The sequence below is a fragment of the Kitasatospora sp. NBC_00315 genome (assembly GCF_041435095.1).
GTDB lineage: Bacteria > Actinomycetota > Actinomycetes > Streptomycetales > Streptomycetaceae > Kitasatospora.
In genome coordinates this window covers 6,515,564-6,531,327 of record NZ_CP108025.1, presented here as the reverse complement: position 1 = coordinate 6,531,327, position 15,764 = coordinate 6,515,564, and the positions used below count along the sequence as shown (strand labels likewise).

Genomic DNA, 15,764 nt, shown 5'->3' with positions numbered 1-15,764 from the left:
CCACCGCTCCGCCCAGCCCCACCCGCGCCCGTCCACCGCTCCGCCCCGCCCGGACCGGACCGGCGGCGCCCCGCCACCGGGCCGCCCGACGCGCCGGGGCGGGCGATCGGAGGCAGGGTGGAGGCATGTCAGAGCGACCCGAAGCGCACCCGGCGGCCACCTCCGCGGCCGCCCGCTACCCGCAGGCCCTCGCCGCGTTCGGCCGGCAGGTCCGCCGGGTCGCGCCGCACCAGTGGGCGGCCCCGACCCCCTGCACCGACTGGTCCGTCCGCGATCTCGTCAACCACGTCACCGTCGAGCAGCTCTGGGTACCCGAGCTGCTGATGGGCGCGACCGTCGCGGAGGTCGGCGGACGCTTCGACGGCGACGTACTCGACGACGACCCGGCGGCGTTCTGGCAGACGGCCGCCGACGCCGCGCAGGAGGCCTTCGGCGTCCCGGGAGCGGCGGAGGTCACCGTGCACCTCTCGTACGGCGACGTGGGGGCGCCGATCTACTGCGCCCAGCTGCTCGCGGACACCGTCGTCCACACCTGGGACCTCGCCCGTGCCATCGGCGCCGACCCGGCCCTGGCACCCGAGCTGGTGGACTTCGCGCTGGGCGAGGTCACCGGCCACGGAGAGGACCTCGCGGCGAGCGGGTTGTTCGGGCCGCCCGTGCCCACCCCCGACGACGTGACCCCGCTGACCCGACTGCTCGGCCTGACCGGGCGCCGGGAGGGCCCCTGAACCGCCGCGGCGCCGTCGGACCTGCGGCGCCGTGGGGGCCCCGGCGCGGTCGCGCGGCCGTACGGCGGCCCGCTCGACGCCGGATACTGGAATCAGGCCGGGCCGGCCGACGTGACGAGGGCGAACCGGAACGGGGCGAGCCATGAGCAACAGGGCAGACGTCGTGGGCGAGCTCAGCGCCGACCACCGCCTGGTGGCGGAGCTGCTCACCCGGATCGAGGCGACCGCGCCGACCGGCGCGGAGCAGGCCGGGCCGCCGCCGACCGGCACGGCGCCGACGGGCGCGCAGGACGCTGCGGCCGGGCACGGCACGGCGTCGGGCCCCGGCCCAGAGGCTCTGGTGGCCCTCGTCGAGGAGCTCTCCGACCTACTGCTGAGCCACTGCACCGACGAGGAGGAGTACCTCTTCCCCGCGGTGCACGAGCAGGTGCCGGACGGCGGCGCGCTGGTCTTCACCAGCCTCGCCGACCACCTCGCCATCGGGCAGTACCTCACCGACCTGCAGGGCCTGGTCCCCGGCGATCCGGCCTTCGCGCCGCTGCTGACCGGCCTCTCCGGCGCCGTTCACACCCATCTGGGCGAAGAGGAGGAACGACTCTTCCCCGCGGTGCGCAGGGCGATGGCACCGGCTCTGCTGACCGCGCTGGGTGAACGGCTGCGGGAGGCCCGGCGAGCCACGGCGGACCGGCCCACCGGCTCCGAATCCGGCCCCGGCGCCGAATCCGCCGCCGGCCCCGGCCCCGCATCCGGGAGCGGCGGACCGGACGGCGGCGCACCCGAGCCCGGACCCGCCGCACCGCAACCCGAGGCACACCACGACCGCACCGCACCCGACCACGACGTATCCGACCGCATCGCACCCGACCACGACGCACCGGGAACGGCTACACCCGGGGGCTGATCACCGCGAAGCGGCCGCCCTGCGGATCCCGCAGCCGGGCGACCCGCCCGTACGGACTGTCGAACACCGGCCCGATCGGGCCGCCGCCGAGGTGCTCGGCCCGGGCGGCCGCCGCGTCCGCGTCCGGCACGGAGAAGGAGACCTCCCAGTGCGGCGGCGTGCCGGCCGGACTGTCCGCCTTCTCCGCCCGCAGCGCGGCGACGCTGCGGCCGCCCGCGAGCAGCACCACCCGTTCGTGCTCCCAGCGCACCTCGAACTCCGCCGGGTCACGGTCGTCCCAGCGGAACACCTCGCCGTAGAACATGGCGGCGGCGAACGGATCCGGCGTCCGCAGCTCGATCCAGACCGGGGCCCCGGGCACCTCCTGCCGCCTGGGCGGCCCGGCCGGGCCCTCCCAGATGCCGAAGGAGGCACCGGCCGGGTCGGCCGCGAAGGCCACCCGGCCGACGTCGAAGGCGAGCGGTCCGACCGCCAGCGTCCCGCCCCGCTCACGGACCGCGTCGGCGGCCCGGTCGGCATTCTCGGTGCCGAAGTAGTTGGTCCAGGCGACCGGCATCGACCAGTCGCTCCCCCCGACCCCGAGGCCGGCCACCGCCTCGCCCGCGACGACGGCGTGGACGTAGGGACCGAACCGGTCGGGGCCCGGTTCGAAATCCCAGCCGAGCAGTTGCCCGTAGAACTCCTGTGCCGCGTCGAGATCGTGCGCCGTGAGGCTGACCCAGCACGGCGCAGCCGCCACGCATCGCACCTTGGGAGTTGGGCTGCCCATTCTCGCGCTACCTCCTCGGCCGGCGCCGGGGCCGTCCCGGCACGGGCGGCCGCCGGGCCGCCGTCCGACCTCAGCCTAGGGTCACCCGGGTGCCGGAGCGCGGCACGGCACGCGCCTCTCCCCCGGCTCGCACATCCCGCCCGTGCTGCTCACCCGTCCCGACCTGTTCCGTCACGCTCCGGATGCACCGCCCGCGATGCCCAACTCGCCTGGCCCCGAGGGCGATAGCCCTCCCGGGCGGGCATCCGACGGGGCCTTGACAGGCCGAGGAGAATCGGCCGGAAAAGCAGGTCCACGACAGGTTTCCGGACGGCAGGAAGGTGGCCCCGGTGGCAACACGACGGTACTGGTTCGCTCTGGCGGTCTTCGGCGGGCTGCTGCTCCTGTCACTACCGCTGTACGTCACGCACGGATCCCCCTGCACGGGCGGCCGGGACTGCGCGGTCGGTCTCTCCTCCCCCGCCGGCCTGCTCACCGTCGACCAACTCCCGCGCCCGGGCCTGCTCCAGGTGTACGCACTGCTCGCGACGGCGCTCGGCGGGTTCCTGCTGGTCAGGCGCTACCGGCGGACCGGGAACCTCGGCCGGCTGGTGCCGGCCATTCTCACGGCCACGGTCTTCGCGGCCGGAACGGCCTGGCTGACGGTCACCCACTGGCACGGCTTCCACCGGCCCTCCGCCCTGGTGGAGACGGCCGAGCTGATCCTCTTCAACGGCGCCACGCCCGTCCTGCTGGTCGCGGTCACCCTGCTCGCCCTCGCGGCCGGCGAGCGCAGCCTGCCGCTGCTCGCCTTCGGCGTGCTGTTCTGCGCGGTGGCGTACGTGGCGGCGACGTACGACTCGTTCTACCTGCTCGGGCGCGCCGGCCTGCCGCTGGACACGCTGCGCGACCCCCGGGGCATCCGGCAGGCGCTGAACATCGCGGTGCCCGCCGCGCTGCTGCTCGTCGCCGCGGCCGTCGCGCGCCTGGCGGCCGGGCGCTCCCCGGCCCGCGCGGGTGCAGGCGCCGGTACGGCCACGGCGGGCGGACGACACGGGCGGCATTCGCGCACGTGAGAGGCCGGGTGGGGACCTCCGCGCGCTGATCCTCCGGGGCGGGGCGTCCAGGGCCGGCCCGGCCGCGACGCGGCGTGGGCCGGCCATCGACGACTCGTCAACTTCGCCCGCCGGCGATGAGGTTGACCCCGGGGAGGATCCACCTCCCGGTAGGCTGCCCGGCATGACGATCACACCCGCGCCCCACCGCCCCGGGCTCGCCGATCACCTGCGCGACAAGGGCGCCGCGATGCGTGCCGCGGCCGCCCGCCGTCCCGCGAGCGGGGACTGGGACGAGGAGATCGGCGCGGTCTGCGTGGCCGACGACGCCACCGGCGTGCGCAAGGTACGGATCGGCGACTGGTCGCTCATCGGCGACGGCGGCCCGGACATCGGGGGTTTCGGCCTCGGCCCGTCCTCGCCCGAGCTGCTGTGCGCGGTGATCAGCACCTGCCTGACCCACACCATCCTGTGCATCGCGGCCACGGACGGACTCGCGCTGGACCGGGTCGAGGTCGCCGTCACCGCACGCAACAACGACGCCCGCTTCTTCGGCGTCGCCACCGACGCGCCGCCGGTGCCGTACGACCTGACCGCGACCGTCGACCTGCGCGGCGCCGTGGACGCCGGGACCGCCGCCTCCCTGCTCGCCACCGCGGACGGCCGATGCCCGATGCTGCGGCTGGTCCGCTCCGAGCACAGCGTCTCCCTTCGGGCCGCCCTCCGGGACCACCCCGCCGGCCCGGCCTGACCGTCCGGCCTCACGCTCCGGCCCGACGAGGGTCGGGCGGCCCGTCACGGGCCGGTCGCCCCCGGTCATCGCCGGTCGGAAGGAGCCCGGAACGGCCCAGGAACCACCTCCGGACCGGCTCCGCACGGCCCCGGGCGAAAATGTGATCCAGGTCACGTCGAGTTCCGAAATTTCTGGGGACGGAATCCCCGTTTGCTCTTCTGTAGGCCCAACCGGGGAGCTTCTCCCCGGAACCCGGAGAGGAGTCCGCCGTGACCAGCACCATCGCCGCGCCCCGCGCACCCAAGCTGCGTGCGGACGCCTCACGCAACCGGGAGCGGATCATCATGGCGGCCCGGGAGGCCTTCGTCGAGCACGGTGCCGATGCGCCGCTGGACGAGATCGCCCGGCGTGCGGGAGTGGGCAACGCGACCCTGTACCGTAATTTCCCGGACCGGGCGTCGCTCTTCCGGGCCGTCGTCCTCCAGGTGAAGACCCGAATCGTCGCACGGGCCGAGGAAGCCCTCGGCGACGGGTCCGAGCCGTTCGAGGCCCTCGTGGGCTTCGTCCACGCGGCGGCCGACGAGAAGCTCGGCGCGCTCTGCCCGATGATGTCCGGCCGCTTCGACCCGTTCGACCCCGAGCTGGTGGAGGCCCGTGCCCGGCTGGAGAGCACCGTCACGGAGCTGCTCGACCGCGCGCGCCACTGCGGTGCGTTGCGCGCGGACGTCGGCGCCGGGGACGTCTTCGTCGCCATCAGCCAGCTCACCCGGCCGCTCCCCGGCACGCACTGCCTCAACTTCTCCGACTTCGTCCACCGCCACCTGCAGCTGTTCCTGGACGGCATGCGGGCGCCCGCCCACTCCGTCCTTCCCGGTCGGGCCATCACCTTCGAGGACTTCAAGCTCCAGTCCTGAGCACACGGCCGACCGAGCCGCTCTCCATTCGACCACGGACCATCTACCGACCACGGACCGCCGACGCACGTCCCGCTGACGCCGTCCCTGCCCGACCCACGCGACCGGGTGCACCGACGCACTCGCGCCGCGGCCCAAACCTGCCCTGAGTTCGCAAGCCTCGCACCGCAAAGTGAGTACCCCCATGCCCGAAACAGCACTGCAGCCCGATCCCCGGCGCTGGAAGGCGCTGATCTTCATCGGTCTCGCCCAGCTGATGGTCGTGCTCGACGCCACGATCGTGAACATCGCCCTGCCCTCCGCCCAGCGCGACCTCGGCATCACCGACGGCAACCGCCAGTGGGTCATCACGGCCTACGCGCTCGCCTTCGGCGGCCTGCTGCTGTTCGGTGGCCGGATCGCCGACCTCTGGGGCCGCAAGCGGACCTTCGTGGTCGGCCTGACCGGCTTCGCCCTCGCCTCCGCGCTCGGCGGCGCGGCCGCCAACACGGCCATGCTGCTCGGCGCCCGTGCCCTGCAGGGCGTGTTCGGCGCACTGCTGGCCCCGGCCGCGCTCTCGCTGCTCGCGGTCATGTTCACCGAGGCCAAGGAGCGCGCCAAGGCGTTCGGCATCTACGGCGCCATCGCCGGCGGTGGCGGTGCCATCGGCCTGATCCTCGGCGGTCTGCTCACCGAGTACCTCAACTGGCGCTGGACCTTCTTCGTCAACATCCCGTTCGCCATCGTCGCCGCCTTCGGCGCCGTCATGGTGATCCGCGAGCCCGCCCAGGGCCGCAACCGCAACCGGCTGGACATCCCCGGCGTGCTGCTCGTGACCACCGGCCTGGTCTCGCTGGTCTACGCCTTCACCCGCGCCGAGACGGACGGCTGGTCCGCTCCGATCACCATCGGCCTGTTCGTCGCCGCCGCCGTCCTGCTGGCCGCGTTCGTCGTGGTCGAGCGCGTGGTCAAGGCCCCGCTGCTGCCCCTGCGCGTCATCCTGGACCGCAACCGCGGTGGCGTCTACATGTCGCTGGGCCTGGCCGTGATCGGCATGTTCGGCCTGTTCCTCTTCCTGACGTACTACCTGCAGGTCGTGCTCGGCTACAGCCCGGTGCTCACCGGTGTCGCCTTCCTCCCGATGGTGGTGGGCATGATCACCGGCTCCACCCAGATCGGTGCCCGCCTGATGACCCGGGTCGCGCCGCGCTACCTGATGGCGCCCGGCTTCCTGGTCGCCTCGATCGGCATGCTGATCCTGACCCAGATCAAGACGGACAGCTCCTACCCGGTGCTGATCCTGCCGGGTCTGGTCCTGATGGGCCTCGGCATGGGTACCGCCTTCATGCCGGCCATGAGCCTGGCCACGCACGGCGTCCAGCCGCGCGACGCCGGTGTCGCCTCCGCCATGGTCAACACCTCCCAGCAGGTCGGCGGCGCCATCGGTACCGCTCTGCTCAACACCATCGCGGCCAGCGCCACCACGGCCTACCTGACCGCGCACACGGCGGGCGCCACCTCCAAGCAGGCGCTGGTGATGCAGTCGATGGTGCACGGCTTCTCCACCGCCATCTGGTGGTCGTTCGGCATCCTGGTGCTGGCCGCCGGCATCGCCTTCACCTTCATCAACACCGGCCACCAGGGCGGCCCCGCCGCCACCGCCGGTTCGAAGGACGAGGACGCCAACCAGATCCCGGTGCTCGCGCACTGACCCCGTGCAAGGGGCGGCCGCGCCGCTCCGTGCACAATGACCTGGTGGATCTTCAGGACCAGTTGAACCAGGCCATGGAAGCGGCCCGTCCGGTGCTCGGCACCGGGCGGGTCGCCGACTACATTCCGGCCCTCGCCGCCGCCGATCCCGGCGCGTTCGGCCTGGCGCTCGCCACGGTGGACGGCGAGGTGCACGGCGTCGGCGACTGGCAGCACCCCTTCTCGGTCCAGAGCATCTCCAAGCTCTTCACCCTCGCGCTCGCCCTCGCGGTCGGCGGCGACGACCTGTGGCACCGGGTCGGGCGCGAACCCTCCGGCAGCCCGTTCAATTCGCTGGTCCAGCTGGAGAGCGAGCACGGCATCCCGCGCAACCCGTTCATCAACGCGGGCGCGGTCGTCGTCACCGACCGCCTGCAGAGCCTGACCGGCGACGCCCGTGCGGCCGTCCGGGACTTCCTGCGGACCGAATCCGGCAACCCGCGGCTGGACAGCGACTCGGTGGTCGCCGCCTCCGAGGCCGCGCACGGCCACCGCAACGCCGCCCTGGCCCATTTCATCGCCAGCTACGGCAACCTCGACAACCCGGTCGAGACCGTGCTCCAGCACTACTACGACCACTGCGCCCTCACCGCCAGCTGCCGCGACCTCGCGCTGGCCGGTCTCTTCCTCGCCCGCCACGGCCTGCGCGCCGACGGCAGCCGCCTGCTGAGCCGCAGCGAGGCCAAGCGGATCAACGCCGTCCTGCTGACCTGTGGCACCTACGACGCGGCCGGCCAGTTCGCCTACCGGGTCGGCCTGCCCGGCAAGAGCGGCGTGGGCGGGGGCATCCTCGCCGTCGTCCCGGGGCGGGGCACTCTCTGCGCCTGGAGCCCGGCCCTGGACGCCGCCGGGAACTCGGTGGGCGCGGTCGCCGCCCTGGACGCCTTCACCACCGCCACCGGCTGGTCGGTCTTCTGACCTGGAATCGACTGCCCGCCCGAACATCAACTCAGGGCAGTCACGCCATCGCGCTGCGCGACGGTCCGCCGATCTGCCACCATCGGCTTGCCGGTGTCGTGGGGGCCCGGCGGTAGCCGGAGGTGTCAGGATGCGTGGGTCGTCCCCGTCCTGGCGGATCGCCGTCCCGGCCCTGGCCGGAGTCCTGCTCACCCTCGCCGGCTGCTCCTCCGACGGCTCCCGCCCGGCCTCGGCGGACGGCCCGGCGACGACGGCCGCGACGGCACCCACCTCAGCGCCCACTCCGACGCCCACGCCCACGGCGGCAGCGACGACAGCACCCGCGCCCACCACGGCGCGGAGCCCGGTCGCCGACTGCATCGACACCTCGGCGTTCACCACGACGCAGATGCACGACTACCTCACGGCCCTGCCGGGCGCCTCCAGCGGACTCAAGGGCCTGCGCACCGACGAGTACGGCGTGTACTTCGATCCGGCCGTCGACCACCGGTCCTGCAGGACGCTGTACGTCAACGTCTCCCACTACTGGGTACTGGTGACGACGGACACCTCGGACACCACCGGCACCACGGGCACCACCCGCCGGACCCCCGGCACCGGCCGGGTCACGGACACCCACTACGTGTACGTGTACGCGCCGATCAGCACCACCGCCGTCGCCCTCACCCTGGGTGTCGGCAATGTCCCGGGCACTGCGCCGCCCGAGCCCGCGGCCTGCAAGGGAACCCTCACGGTCGTCCACCTCGGCGAGGCGATCACCGACGCGGAACTCCCTGCCACGCTCAGCTTCGAGTCCTCGCCGACCGGCTACGGCAAGGGCACCTCCGAGGTCACCGTCAAGGCGGATCGGGCGTTGAGCGCCGTACTGGTCTCACCCACCAGCAGGACCGGCTGCTGAACTCCCCCGCCACCGTCCACGCGCTCGATGCGCTCCTCGGGCAGCGCGACGGAGAAGAGCATCTCGCCTGCGTTCACGGGGAGTTCGGCCGCGAGAACGGACGGCCCGGCCGGTTGCGGCGTGACGTGGACGAGGTACATGCATCGAGCGTCCCAAACGACCCGAACCGCGCACGGTCGATCACGATGGACGGTTCGGTCCATGGCCGGAAGCGTCCACGGACTCCGCGGCGCAGCCGAAACCCTTCGTGAAAGCGTCGCCCCCGCGCCACCCACGGCGCCCTCCCACGCGTCGGCCGGCCGCGTCAGCCCGCCGGGCCGGCTTCGCTGGGCCGCTCGACGGCCGGGGCGTCCTCGGACTCCGTGCAGGCCTCTCGGCCGGTGGCCTCGTGGACGACCCTGATCGGCCGTTCCGGCCCACCGGGTACCACCCGCTGAGGGTGGCCGCACCGGGGGCAGATCAGCGGAACGCGCGACATGGCGAACCTCCCTGGAGACGTCGGGGTGCCGGGGCCCGGAACCGCGTCCGGCACCGGCGGAGCCGCGTGCGACACCGGCGGAGCCGGGCCCCGCGAGGGCGCCGGGCGGGCACGGCAGGCGGTCGGAGACGGCAGGCGGTCGGAGACGGGCGGTGTCCCGGCCCCGGAGCGGCGGCGCGCGGACGCGGCGGCGCTCCGGCTCCGGGGCGGCCCGGCCGCCCGACCCCCCGCGTGGTCACATCAACGGGTGGTCGGGCAGGCGCCCGACGTCCTGGATCTCGTTGTGGGCCTTGGTGAGCAGTTGGGAGGCGAGGTCGTTCAGCGCCCGCGCGGCCGAGATCTCCTCGCCGACGCGCAACTGGTCCGGGTCCGAGGGGTGCCGGCTGCTGTAGCCGTGGGCCCGGACCTCCGTCCCGTCGCCGAGCCGGAGCAGCGCCGCCGCGGCCGTCCTGGGGCCGTCCTCGCGGAATTCCATCTCGATGTGCCAACCGACGAGAGTCTGCATGGCCGATCACCTCCAGCGGATACCCCTTTCCAGGGTGCGCCGGGTGCGCGTCGAACACCAGGGGGCGGCCGCCGGCGGGGGCGGCCCGGCGCGGGCCGTCCGCCACGGCGGCCGGGCTCTCAGGCCGCCGGCGCGGCCGGAACCGTCACCAGGACCTTGGCGCCGTCCAGGGTGCGGACCTCGAAGTGGTCGATGTCCCCGGGCCTCAGACCGGCGCCACCGGTGGTGTTCAGCGTTGCGGGAGCGCCGGGGGCGCCGTAGCCGGCGGCCGGCACGCTCCAGGAGGTGACGGTCTGCTGCTCGCCGGTCCGCGAGACCGCGACCAGGTCGCACGTCAACGGGCCCGGGACGTGCGAGAGCCGCAGGGTGATCCGGCTGCCCCAGGCCGCGCCCTCGACCCCGACGGTGGCCGTGGCGCCACTGGCAGCGTCGGTGCCGCTGAACTGCTGGGCGACGGCCCGGACCGGGTGCCCGGTGTCGGCGGTGACCACGGCGGTGACCGCCGGCCCTGCGAGCACCAGCACCGCGGCGGCCGCCACAAGCACCAGCCGGCGCCGACGGCCCCGGCGGCGGGCGGCGGTGACCTCGCCGACCAGTCGGCCGAGCATCGCCTCGTCCGGACGGGTGGGTACGGCGGCCGGCCGGCCCGGGGCGCCGGCGGCCCGGTACTCGGCCAGGATCGGTTCCAGCCCGCCGAGTTCGGCGACCTCGCCGACGCACTGCGCGCAGCCGGCGAGGTGCTCCTCGAAGGCGGCCCGCTCCGCGGGGTCGAGTACGCCGAGGACGTACGCGCCGACGTCCACGTGGTCTTCCGGTGGCGGCGTCACGATGTCACTCCTCGTTCTTCGAGCGCGACCTTGAGGGCGCGGAGCGCGTAGAAGATCCGCGATCGCACGGTTCCCGCGGGGATACCGAGCGCGGCGGCCGCCTCGTTGACCGTGCGGCCCTTGAGATAGGTCTCGACGACAACCGTCCGGTGGGCCTCGGTCAGGTCGTCGAGCGCGTCGGAGATCGTCATGAACCTCAGCGCCCTGTCGAGTTCGTCCTCGGCCGGCAGCAGCTCCAGCGGCGAGGGGTCGACCTCGCGCGGCCGGGCCAGCGTGCTGCGGTGGTCGTCGATGACGATCCGCCGCGCGACCGTCACCAGCCAGGGCCGCAGCGACCCGGCTGTGGCGTCCAGCCGGTCGATGTTGCGCCAGGCCCGGACCAGCGTCTCCTGCACGACGTCCTCGGCCCGTTGGCGGTCCCCCGCCACCAGGCGCAGGACGAACCCGAACAGCGGACCCGCGTGATCCCGGTACAGGGTGCGCATCAGCTGCTCGTCCGGCGCCGGGCCGTACGGGGGACCGCCGGCGCCGTCGCCGTCGCCGTAGTGCTGCTCGGTCACAGCGCCATCCTTGCGCACCCGCACCTCCGGGGTCGAGAAGTGGCCCGCTCCGCGGGCGGTGTCCGTCCGCGACCGCGGTCGGCCCGGCACGGCGGTCGGGGGCGGCCGCGCCGCGGGTCAGTAGCCGTAGCCGCCGGGACCGGTGGCCGGGGGCATGGTCGGGGTGGTCGACTGCGCCGGGGTGGTCGTACCGGCCTTCGCGCCGGTCGGGGTGACGGCGAACCAGACGCCTCCGACGCCTTGGCCCGTGGTGTCGCCGGGCTTGGTGTCCGGCGCGTAGCGGTACAGCGGCCGGCCGTCGAGGGTGAGCTGCTTGCTGCCGTCCGCACGGGTCACGGTGCCGACCAGCTTGCCGTCGATGCCCTTGACGGACGTCTGGCCGGTGGCCGCGACCGGCGGCCACAGGGTGGCGCAGCTGCCGTCGCAGTGGGAGGCGGGCGGCTGGGTGGTGTCCTTGTCGAACCGGTAGAGGGTGAATCCCGCACTGTCGGTGACGATGGCGCCGAGTTTCGCGTCGGTGGCCGCCGACAGCGTGGCCGCACCGCTCGGGGCGGGCGTACCCGCGCTGCCGGGGGCGGCCGGCGCGGTGGCCGCCGGTGACGGGGCGCCGCTCGTGCCCGCGGAGCCCGAGGAGCCGGACCCGGATCCGCTCGAACCACAGGCCGTGACCAGGGCGAGCGAGGTGATGCCGGCGGCGGCGAGCAGGGCGGCTCGGCTGTGGTGACGCATGGCTTCCCCCATGGGTCGTGCCGGAGTGGACCGCCGGGAGATCCCCCGGCGGCGGGGCGCCGTCTCCGCGCCCGCACCCTCCAGTACGGGCGCGGGCGACGGATCGCTCACCTTCCGCCGGGGTTTTTCGGGGCGCGCGATTCGGGTCGGACGACAGGCGCCGGGGCCGCGCGCCGGGTGCCGGGCCGCGCGCGCCGGGTGCGGAATAGCTCGTACGACGGGCGGGTTGACGCGAGCGGACGGCGCAGCCCCCACCCGAAGGGAAGGAACCCGCACATGAGCACGGTCGAACTGACCAAGGAGAACTTCGACGAGCTGGTCCCCGGCCCCGAGGGCCGGGACTTCGTCTTCATCGACTTCTGGGCGGCCTGGTGCGGCCCGTGCCGCCAGTTCGCGCCGGTGTACGAGAAGGCGGCCGAGCGGCACCAGGACCTGGTGTTCGCGAAGGTCGACACCGAGGCGCAGCAGGAGCTCGCGGCGGCGTTCGGCATCCAGTCGATCCCCACCCTGGCGATCATCAGGGAGGGCGTGCTGGTGTTCTCGCAGCCGGGTGCGCTGCCGGAGGCGGTGTTCGAGGACTTGATCGGCAAGGCCCGGGAGCTGGACATGACCGAGGTGAAGCGCAAGGCCGCGGCGTCGACCGGTGCGGCGGGACCGGCCGAGACGGTCTGATTCCCGACCGACCGGCGGCGCGGGGCGGCGGACGGCGGCGCGGGGTCGACCCGCGTCGGCCGGCCCCGCCCCGCCGGTCGGTCGTTACGGCCGCGCTCGGTCCTCCCGGCCGCGGTCGGTCGTCCGGGCCCCGCTCCTGGCCACCGCGAGTTCGAGGTCCTTCGCCGAGCCGTCACCCGGTGCCGGCACGAACTCGCCGGTCCGGGCGAACCCGGCCCTGCGGTACATCGCCTCGGCCCGGGTGTTGTCCTCGTGCACGAAGAGCCGGACCCGCTCCACCCTGGGCTCGGTGAGCTCCCAGGACCACTCCAGCGCGGCCCCGAAGAGTTCGTGCGCGAGGCCGGTGCCACGCGCCTCGGGGCGTACGAAGACGCCGACGAGGTGGGTCTGCGACTGCTCGGGCACGTCCCCGAAGAGGCCGAGTTCGCCGGCCGGCTCGACCAGCACGGTGACGGTGCCGAGCCAGCGGCCGTCGGGCTGCTCCGCGACGAGCTGCAGCAGCGTCTCGCCCTCGGCGGCGCGGTCGGTCCGCTCCCGCCAGGAGTCGTCGGGCCTGGCCAGGGCCTGCTCGCGGGTCTCCAGGAAGGCGAGGTGCGCCACCGGATCCTGGAGGGCGGTGAGGCGTAGCTCCTTGACCCTCGGCCAGTCCTCCGACCGCACTGCCCTGATGATGTGGCTCATCGGCCGATCCTCGCACCCACCCCGAGGGGGCCCGCAACGGATTTTCGGGGCGAGGTCGATCCCACCGGCCGACGGCGGAGAACGACGGCACTCGGACCGGTGCACCACCTGCCGGGGCACCGTGGCCCAGCAGACCCGCACCCGCACCACGCGGGCTCAGGCGGCGCCGGCGGGCCGGACGCGGGCGGCGAGCCCGTCCAGCAGCAGGCGCAGCGCCAGTTCGAAGCCCCGCTCGTCGAGCCCGCCGGGCCCGCCCCCGCGCGCGGCGGAGGCCTCCAGCGCGCCGGCCAGGGCCGGGTAGCGGGGGCGGTAGTCGGCGCTGTCACGGGTGAAGCCGGCCGTGAAGGTCTCCAGGGCGGAGCCGAGCACGAGGTAGTCCAGGGCCGCGGCGGCCTCGGCGGCGTCGGCGGGCGGGAGACCGGCCCGCTCCAGGGCGGCGAACAGCGTCTCGTAGCCGAGCAACTGGCGCTCCGCCTCGACGCGGCGCCGGGCGAGCAGCGCGATGGTGTTGGGGTGGCGCAGGAAGACCGCGCGGTAGCCGCGGGCGTAGGCCGCCAGGCCGGTCCGCAGGTCGGGGCCGGTGGCCAGGGCGGTCAGCGGCGTGAGGTCGATCTCGGCGTTGACGAGGTCGGCGAGCGCGTCGAGCAGCTCGTCCTTGCCGGACATGTGGTTGTAGAGCGAGGCGGCCCGTACCCCCAGGCGGTCGGCCAGGACGCGCATAGTGAGGCCCTCGGAGCCGAGGTCGTCGACCACCTGGAGCGCCGCTTCGGCAATGATCTCCCTGCTCAGCAGCGCTCTGCTCGGTCGCCCCATGACCCGCCCCTCACGTCTGTGTCCGAACCGGGCCCACCGTATTACAGCCTGGTGTCGACCCCTTCCGCTCGGTCCGGGCGAGGGGCTACCGTCCCGAACTAACAAAGTTAGTTTTCGACGACGGCAAGGCGGACCGGCCATGAACGACCACCCTCCAGGCCCCTCGGCGGCCCCCGGCACGACCGCGGCACCGGCCGCCACCACCTCCCCCGCCGCTCCCGGCTCCACCGCACCCGCCACGGGCACCGGCACCGGGACCGGCACCGACCCGGGTGCCGGCACCGACGCCGAACGCCTCGCCGCCCTCGGCTACCGGCAGGAGCTGCGCCGCAGTCTCGGCGTCCTCGGCAACATCTCCATGGGCTTCGCCGTCGTCTCCCCCGTGGTCGGCCTCTACGCCGTGAGCCAGGTCGGCATGAGCGTGGCCGGCGGCGCCTGGGTCTGGGCCCTGCCGGTCTGCCTGCTCGGCCAGATCCTGGTGGTCTGCGTCTACTCCGAGCTGGCCTCCCAGTGGCCGCTGGCCGGTGGCGCCTACCAGTGGACCCGCCGCCTCGCCGGGCCGTCCTTCGCCTGGATGAGCGGCTGGCTCTGGCAGTTCGCGGTGATGTTCGCCAACACCACCGTCGCCTACCTGGCCTCCCCCTGGTTCTTCGCCCTCTTCGGGCTCACCCCCACGCCCGCGCGGCTCGTCCTGGTGTCCGCCGCGTTCATGCTCTGCTGCACGCTGGTCAACGCGTACGGCATCGACCTGCTGCGCCGGTTCGTCTCGCTCGGCATCGCCGCCGAGGCGATCGCCTCGGTGCTGGTCGGCCTGGCGCTGCTGCTGTTCTGCCGCGTGCACGGCTTCGGGCTGCTGACCGACACCCTGCACGCGCCGGCCGCCGCCGGGCTCTCCGCTCCGGCCGCCTTCCTGGCCGTGATCGCCGTCGGCGGCTGGGCCTTCATCGGCTTCGACGCCTGCGTCTCCACGGCGGAGGAGACCAGGGACGCGGGGCGCCAGGTGCCGCGTGCCATGTGGTACGCCCTGCTCAGCGTGGGGGTGGTGGTCATTCTGAACGCCGTCTCGGTGGCCCTCGCGCACCCCGACCCGGCCGCGGTGGTCGCCGGCGCCGACCTCGACCCGGTCACCGCCGCCGTCACCACCGGCTTCGGCGACTGGGCCGCCAAGCCGTTCGTGGTGGTCGTGCTGGTCTCCTTCACCGCCTGCCTGATGGCCTCACAGGGCGGCGCCGCCCGGGGTCTCTACTCGCTGGCACGGGACGGCGTGTTCCCTTTCTCCGCCCAGGTCCGCAAGGTCAACCGGCACCGGGCACCAATCGGCGGCCTGGTCGCGGCCACCCTGGTCAGCAGCGCCGCCCTGCCGCTGGGCCTGCGCTCCACCGCGATCGGCAGTCTGATCACCTTCGGTACCGCCGCGACCTTCCTGCCGTTCTTCCTGCTCTGCCTGGCCGCCCTGACCGCCCGTCTGCGCGGCCACTGGCGCCCGGCCGGCCAGGTCTCCTACGGGCGCGCGGGCACCGCCCTGAACGCGCTCGCGGTCCTGTGGACGGGCCTGGAGGTGGTCAACATCTGCTGGCCTCGCACCGTCCTCGCCCCGCCCGGCGCCCCCTGGTACCAGGTCTGGGCGGCCCTGCTCGGCGTCGGGCTGGTCACCCTGGCCGGGCTCGGGTACCTGGTGCTGCGCCGCCCGCAGCGGCTGATGCGCGACGACGGCGCCCCCGACCACCCGACGAGCGGCGCCCCGGAACCGGCCGCCCGCTGACCCCGACGGCCGAGCCCTGCCGGCCGGTGCCCGCGCGGCCGCCCGGCGCGCGGGCCGGGTGAAACCTGCGCCGACACGGCCCCGGCTCCCGGCCCGGCCCGCGCCCGGCGGCGA

17 protein-coding genes are annotated in these 15,764 nt (G+C 74.3%); 10 read left to right on the top strand and 7 right to left on the bottom strand.

Going from position 1 to position 15,764, the window contains the following annotated elements:
• The first annotated feature begins 125 nt into the window (after positions 1 to 125).
• Positions 126 to 728: a TIGR03086 family metal-binding protein gene (locus OG823_RS27280; RefSeq protein ID WP_371482640.1), complete on the top strand. Its 603-nt coding sequence runs from the start codon at positions 126 to 128 to the stop codon at positions 726 to 728.
• Positions 729 to 870: 142 nt separating this feature from the next.
• Entirely contained in the window at positions 871 to 1,629 is a 759-nt protein-coding gene (locus OG823_RS27275; protein WP_371482638.1) for a hemerythrin domain-containing protein, read from the top strand.
• Here OG823_RS27275 and OG823_RS27270 read toward each other — a convergent pair.
• Complete coding sequence (locus OG823_RS27270) at positions 1,613 to 2,368, bottom strand: VOC family protein (RefSeq protein WP_371482636.1); 756 nt, start codon at positions 2,366 to 2,368, stop codon at positions 1,613 to 1,615. The two genes, OG823_RS27275 and OG823_RS27270, sit on opposite strands and share 17 nt — an antisense overlap.
• Before the next feature lie 359 nt (positions 2,369 to 2,727).
• On the opposite strand from OG823_RS27270, the gene OG823_RS27265 reads away from it, so the two are divergent.
• The 6 genes from OG823_RS27265 to OG823_RS27240 all read left to right on the top strand — a co-directional run bounded on the left by OG823_RS27265 (position 2,728) and on the right by OG823_RS27240 (position 8,623).
• The gene (locus OG823_RS27265; protein ID WP_371482634.1) at positions 2,728 to 3,453 is read left to right on the top strand and encodes a hypothetical protein; all 726 of its coding nucleotides are present in this window, start codon (positions 2,728 to 2,730) and stop codon (positions 3,451 to 3,453) included.
• A 163-nt stretch (positions 3,454 to 3,616) separates the two neighbouring features.
• A complete protein-coding gene (locus tag OG823_RS27260) occupies positions 3,617 to 4,183 on the top strand; it encodes an OsmC family protein (RefSeq protein ID WP_371482633.1) in 567 nt (188 codons plus the stop codon).
• Between the two features lie 251 nt (positions 4,184 to 4,434).
• Positions 4,435 to 5,079 carry a TetR/AcrR family transcriptional regulator gene (locus tag OG823_RS27255; protein ID WP_371482632.1) on the top strand — a complete coding sequence of 215 codons (645 nt, stop codon included), beginning with the start codon at positions 4,435 to 4,437 and terminating at the stop codon, positions 5,077 to 5,079.
• Positions 5,080 to 5,263: 184 nt separating this feature from the next.
• Positions 5,264 to 6,769, top strand: coding sequence for an MFS transporter (locus OG823_RS27250; RefSeq protein ID WP_371482630.1), 1,506 nt, complete (start codon positions 5,264 to 5,266; stop codon positions 6,767 to 6,769).
• A gap of 44 nt (positions 6,770 to 6,813) precedes the next feature.
• The gene (locus tag OG823_RS27245; RefSeq protein WP_371482628.1) at positions 6,814 to 7,725 is read left to right on the top strand and encodes a glutaminase; all 912 of its coding nucleotides are present in this window, start codon (positions 6,814 to 6,816) and stop codon (positions 7,723 to 7,725) included.
• Positions 7,726 to 7,855: 130 nt separating this feature from the next.
• Positions 7,856 to 8,623 carry a hypothetical protein gene (locus tag OG823_RS27240; RefSeq protein ID WP_371482626.1) on the top strand — a complete coding sequence of 256 codons (768 nt, stop codon included), beginning with the start codon at positions 7,856 to 7,858 and terminating at the stop codon, positions 8,621 to 8,623.
• 713 nt (positions 8,624 to 9,336) lie between these two features.
• On the opposite strand, the gene OG823_RS27235 is transcribed toward OG823_RS27240, so the two are convergent.
• The 4 genes from OG823_RS27235 to OG823_RS27220 form a co-directional block, all read right to left on the bottom strand.
• Positions 9,337 to 9,606, bottom strand: a complete 270-nt coding sequence (locus tag OG823_RS27235) for a DUF1876 domain-containing protein (protein ID WP_371482624.1) — start codon at positions 9,604 to 9,606, stop codon at positions 9,337 to 9,339.
• A gap of 119 nt (positions 9,607 to 9,725) precedes the next feature.
• Positions 9,726 to 10,433, bottom strand: coding sequence for a zf-HC2 domain-containing protein (locus OG823_RS27230; protein ID WP_371482623.1), 708 nt, complete (start codon positions 10,431 to 10,433; stop codon positions 9,726 to 9,728).
• Complete coding sequence (locus OG823_RS27225) at positions 10,430 to 11,017, bottom strand: sigma-70 family RNA polymerase sigma factor (RefSeq protein ID WP_371482622.1); 588 nt, start codon at positions 11,015 to 11,017, stop codon at positions 10,430 to 10,432. Before OG823_RS27225 ends, OG823_RS27230 begins: the two co-directional genes overlap by 4 nt.
• Positions 11,018 to 11,110: 93 nt before the next feature.
• Positions 11,111 to 11,722, bottom strand: a complete 612-nt coding sequence (locus OG823_RS27220; protein ID WP_371482621.1) for a hypothetical protein — start codon at positions 11,720 to 11,722, stop codon at positions 11,111 to 11,113.
• A 276-nt stretch (positions 11,723 to 11,998) separates the two neighbouring features.
• Between OG823_RS27220 and OG823_RS27215 the strand changes: the two genes are divergently transcribed.
• Positions 11,999 to 12,394: a thioredoxin family protein gene (locus OG823_RS27215; protein WP_371482619.1), complete on the top strand. Its 396-nt coding sequence runs from the start codon at positions 11,999 to 12,001 to the stop codon at positions 12,392 to 12,394.
• An 84-nt stretch (positions 12,395 to 12,478) separates the two neighbouring features.
• Here the strand turns inward: OG823_RS27215 and OG823_RS27210 are convergent, their stop codons facing one another.
• Positions 12,479 to 13,075 (bottom strand): GNAT family N-acetyltransferase, encoded by a 597-nt coding sequence (locus OG823_RS27210; protein WP_371482618.1) that lies wholly within the window; start codon positions 13,073 to 13,075, stop codon positions 12,479 to 12,481.
• Between the two features lie 156 nt (positions 13,076 to 13,231).
• On the bottom strand, positions 13,232 to 13,888 hold the full coding sequence (locus OG823_RS27205) for a TetR/AcrR family transcriptional regulator (RefSeq protein ID WP_371482616.1): 657 nt from the start codon (positions 13,886 to 13,888) through the stop codon (positions 13,232 to 13,234).
• A 139-nt stretch (positions 13,889 to 14,027) separates the two neighbouring features.
• Here OG823_RS27205 and OG823_RS27200 point away from each other — a divergent pair, with 139 nt between their 5' ends.
• Positions 14,028 to 15,650 (top strand): APC family permease, encoded by a 1,623-nt coding sequence (locus OG823_RS27200; protein ID WP_371482615.1) that lies wholly within the window; start codon positions 14,028 to 14,030, stop codon positions 15,648 to 15,650.
• Positions 15,651 to 15,764 lie beyond the last annotated feature (114 nt).

What these genes read in the sequence shown, in the direction of transcription:
- OG823_RS27280 (WP_371482640.1), top strand. Translation starts at nt 126, where the DNA reads ATGTCAGAGCGACCCGAAGCGCACCCGGCGGCCACCTCCGCGGCCGCC.
- OG823_RS27275 (WP_371482638.1), top strand. Translation starts at nt 871, where the DNA reads ATGAGCAACAGGGCAGACGTCGTGGGCGAGCTCAGCGCCGACCACCGC.
- OG823_RS27260 (WP_371482633.1), top strand. Translation starts at nt 3,617, where the DNA reads ATGACGATCACACCCGCGCCCCACCGCCCCGGGCTCGCCGATCACCTG.
- OG823_RS27250 (WP_371482630.1), top strand. Translation starts at nt 5,264, where the DNA reads ATGCCCGAAACAGCACTGCAGCCCGATCCCCGGCGCTGGAAGGCGCTG.
- OG823_RS27240 (WP_371482626.1), top strand. Translation starts at nt 7,856, where the DNA reads ATGCGTGGGTCGTCCCCGTCCTGGCGGATCGCCGTCCCGGCCCTGGCC.
- OG823_RS27235 (WP_371482624.1), bottom strand. Translation starts at nt 9,606, where the DNA reads ATGCAGACTCTCGTCGGTTGGCACATCGAGATGGAATTCCGCGAGGAC.
- OG823_RS27220 (WP_371482621.1), bottom strand. Translation starts at nt 11,722, where the DNA reads ATGCGTCACCACAGCCGAGCCGCCCTGCTCGCCGCCGCCGGCATCACC.
- OG823_RS27215 (WP_371482619.1), top strand. Translation starts at nt 11,999, where the DNA reads ATGAGCACGGTCGAACTGACCAAGGAGAACTTCGACGAGCTGGTCCCC.
- OG823_RS27210 (WP_371482618.1), bottom strand. Translation starts at nt 13,075, where the DNA reads ATGAGCCACATCATCAGGGCAGTGCGGTCGGAGGACTGGCCGAGGGTC.
- OG823_RS27205 (WP_371482616.1), bottom strand. Translation starts at nt 13,888, where the DNA reads ATGGGGCGACCGAGCAGAGCGCTGCTGAGCAGGGAGATCATTGCCGAA.
- OG823_RS27200 (WP_371482615.1), top strand. Translation starts at nt 14,028, where the DNA reads ATGAACGACCACCCTCCAGGCCCCTCGGCGGCCCCCGGCACGACCGCG.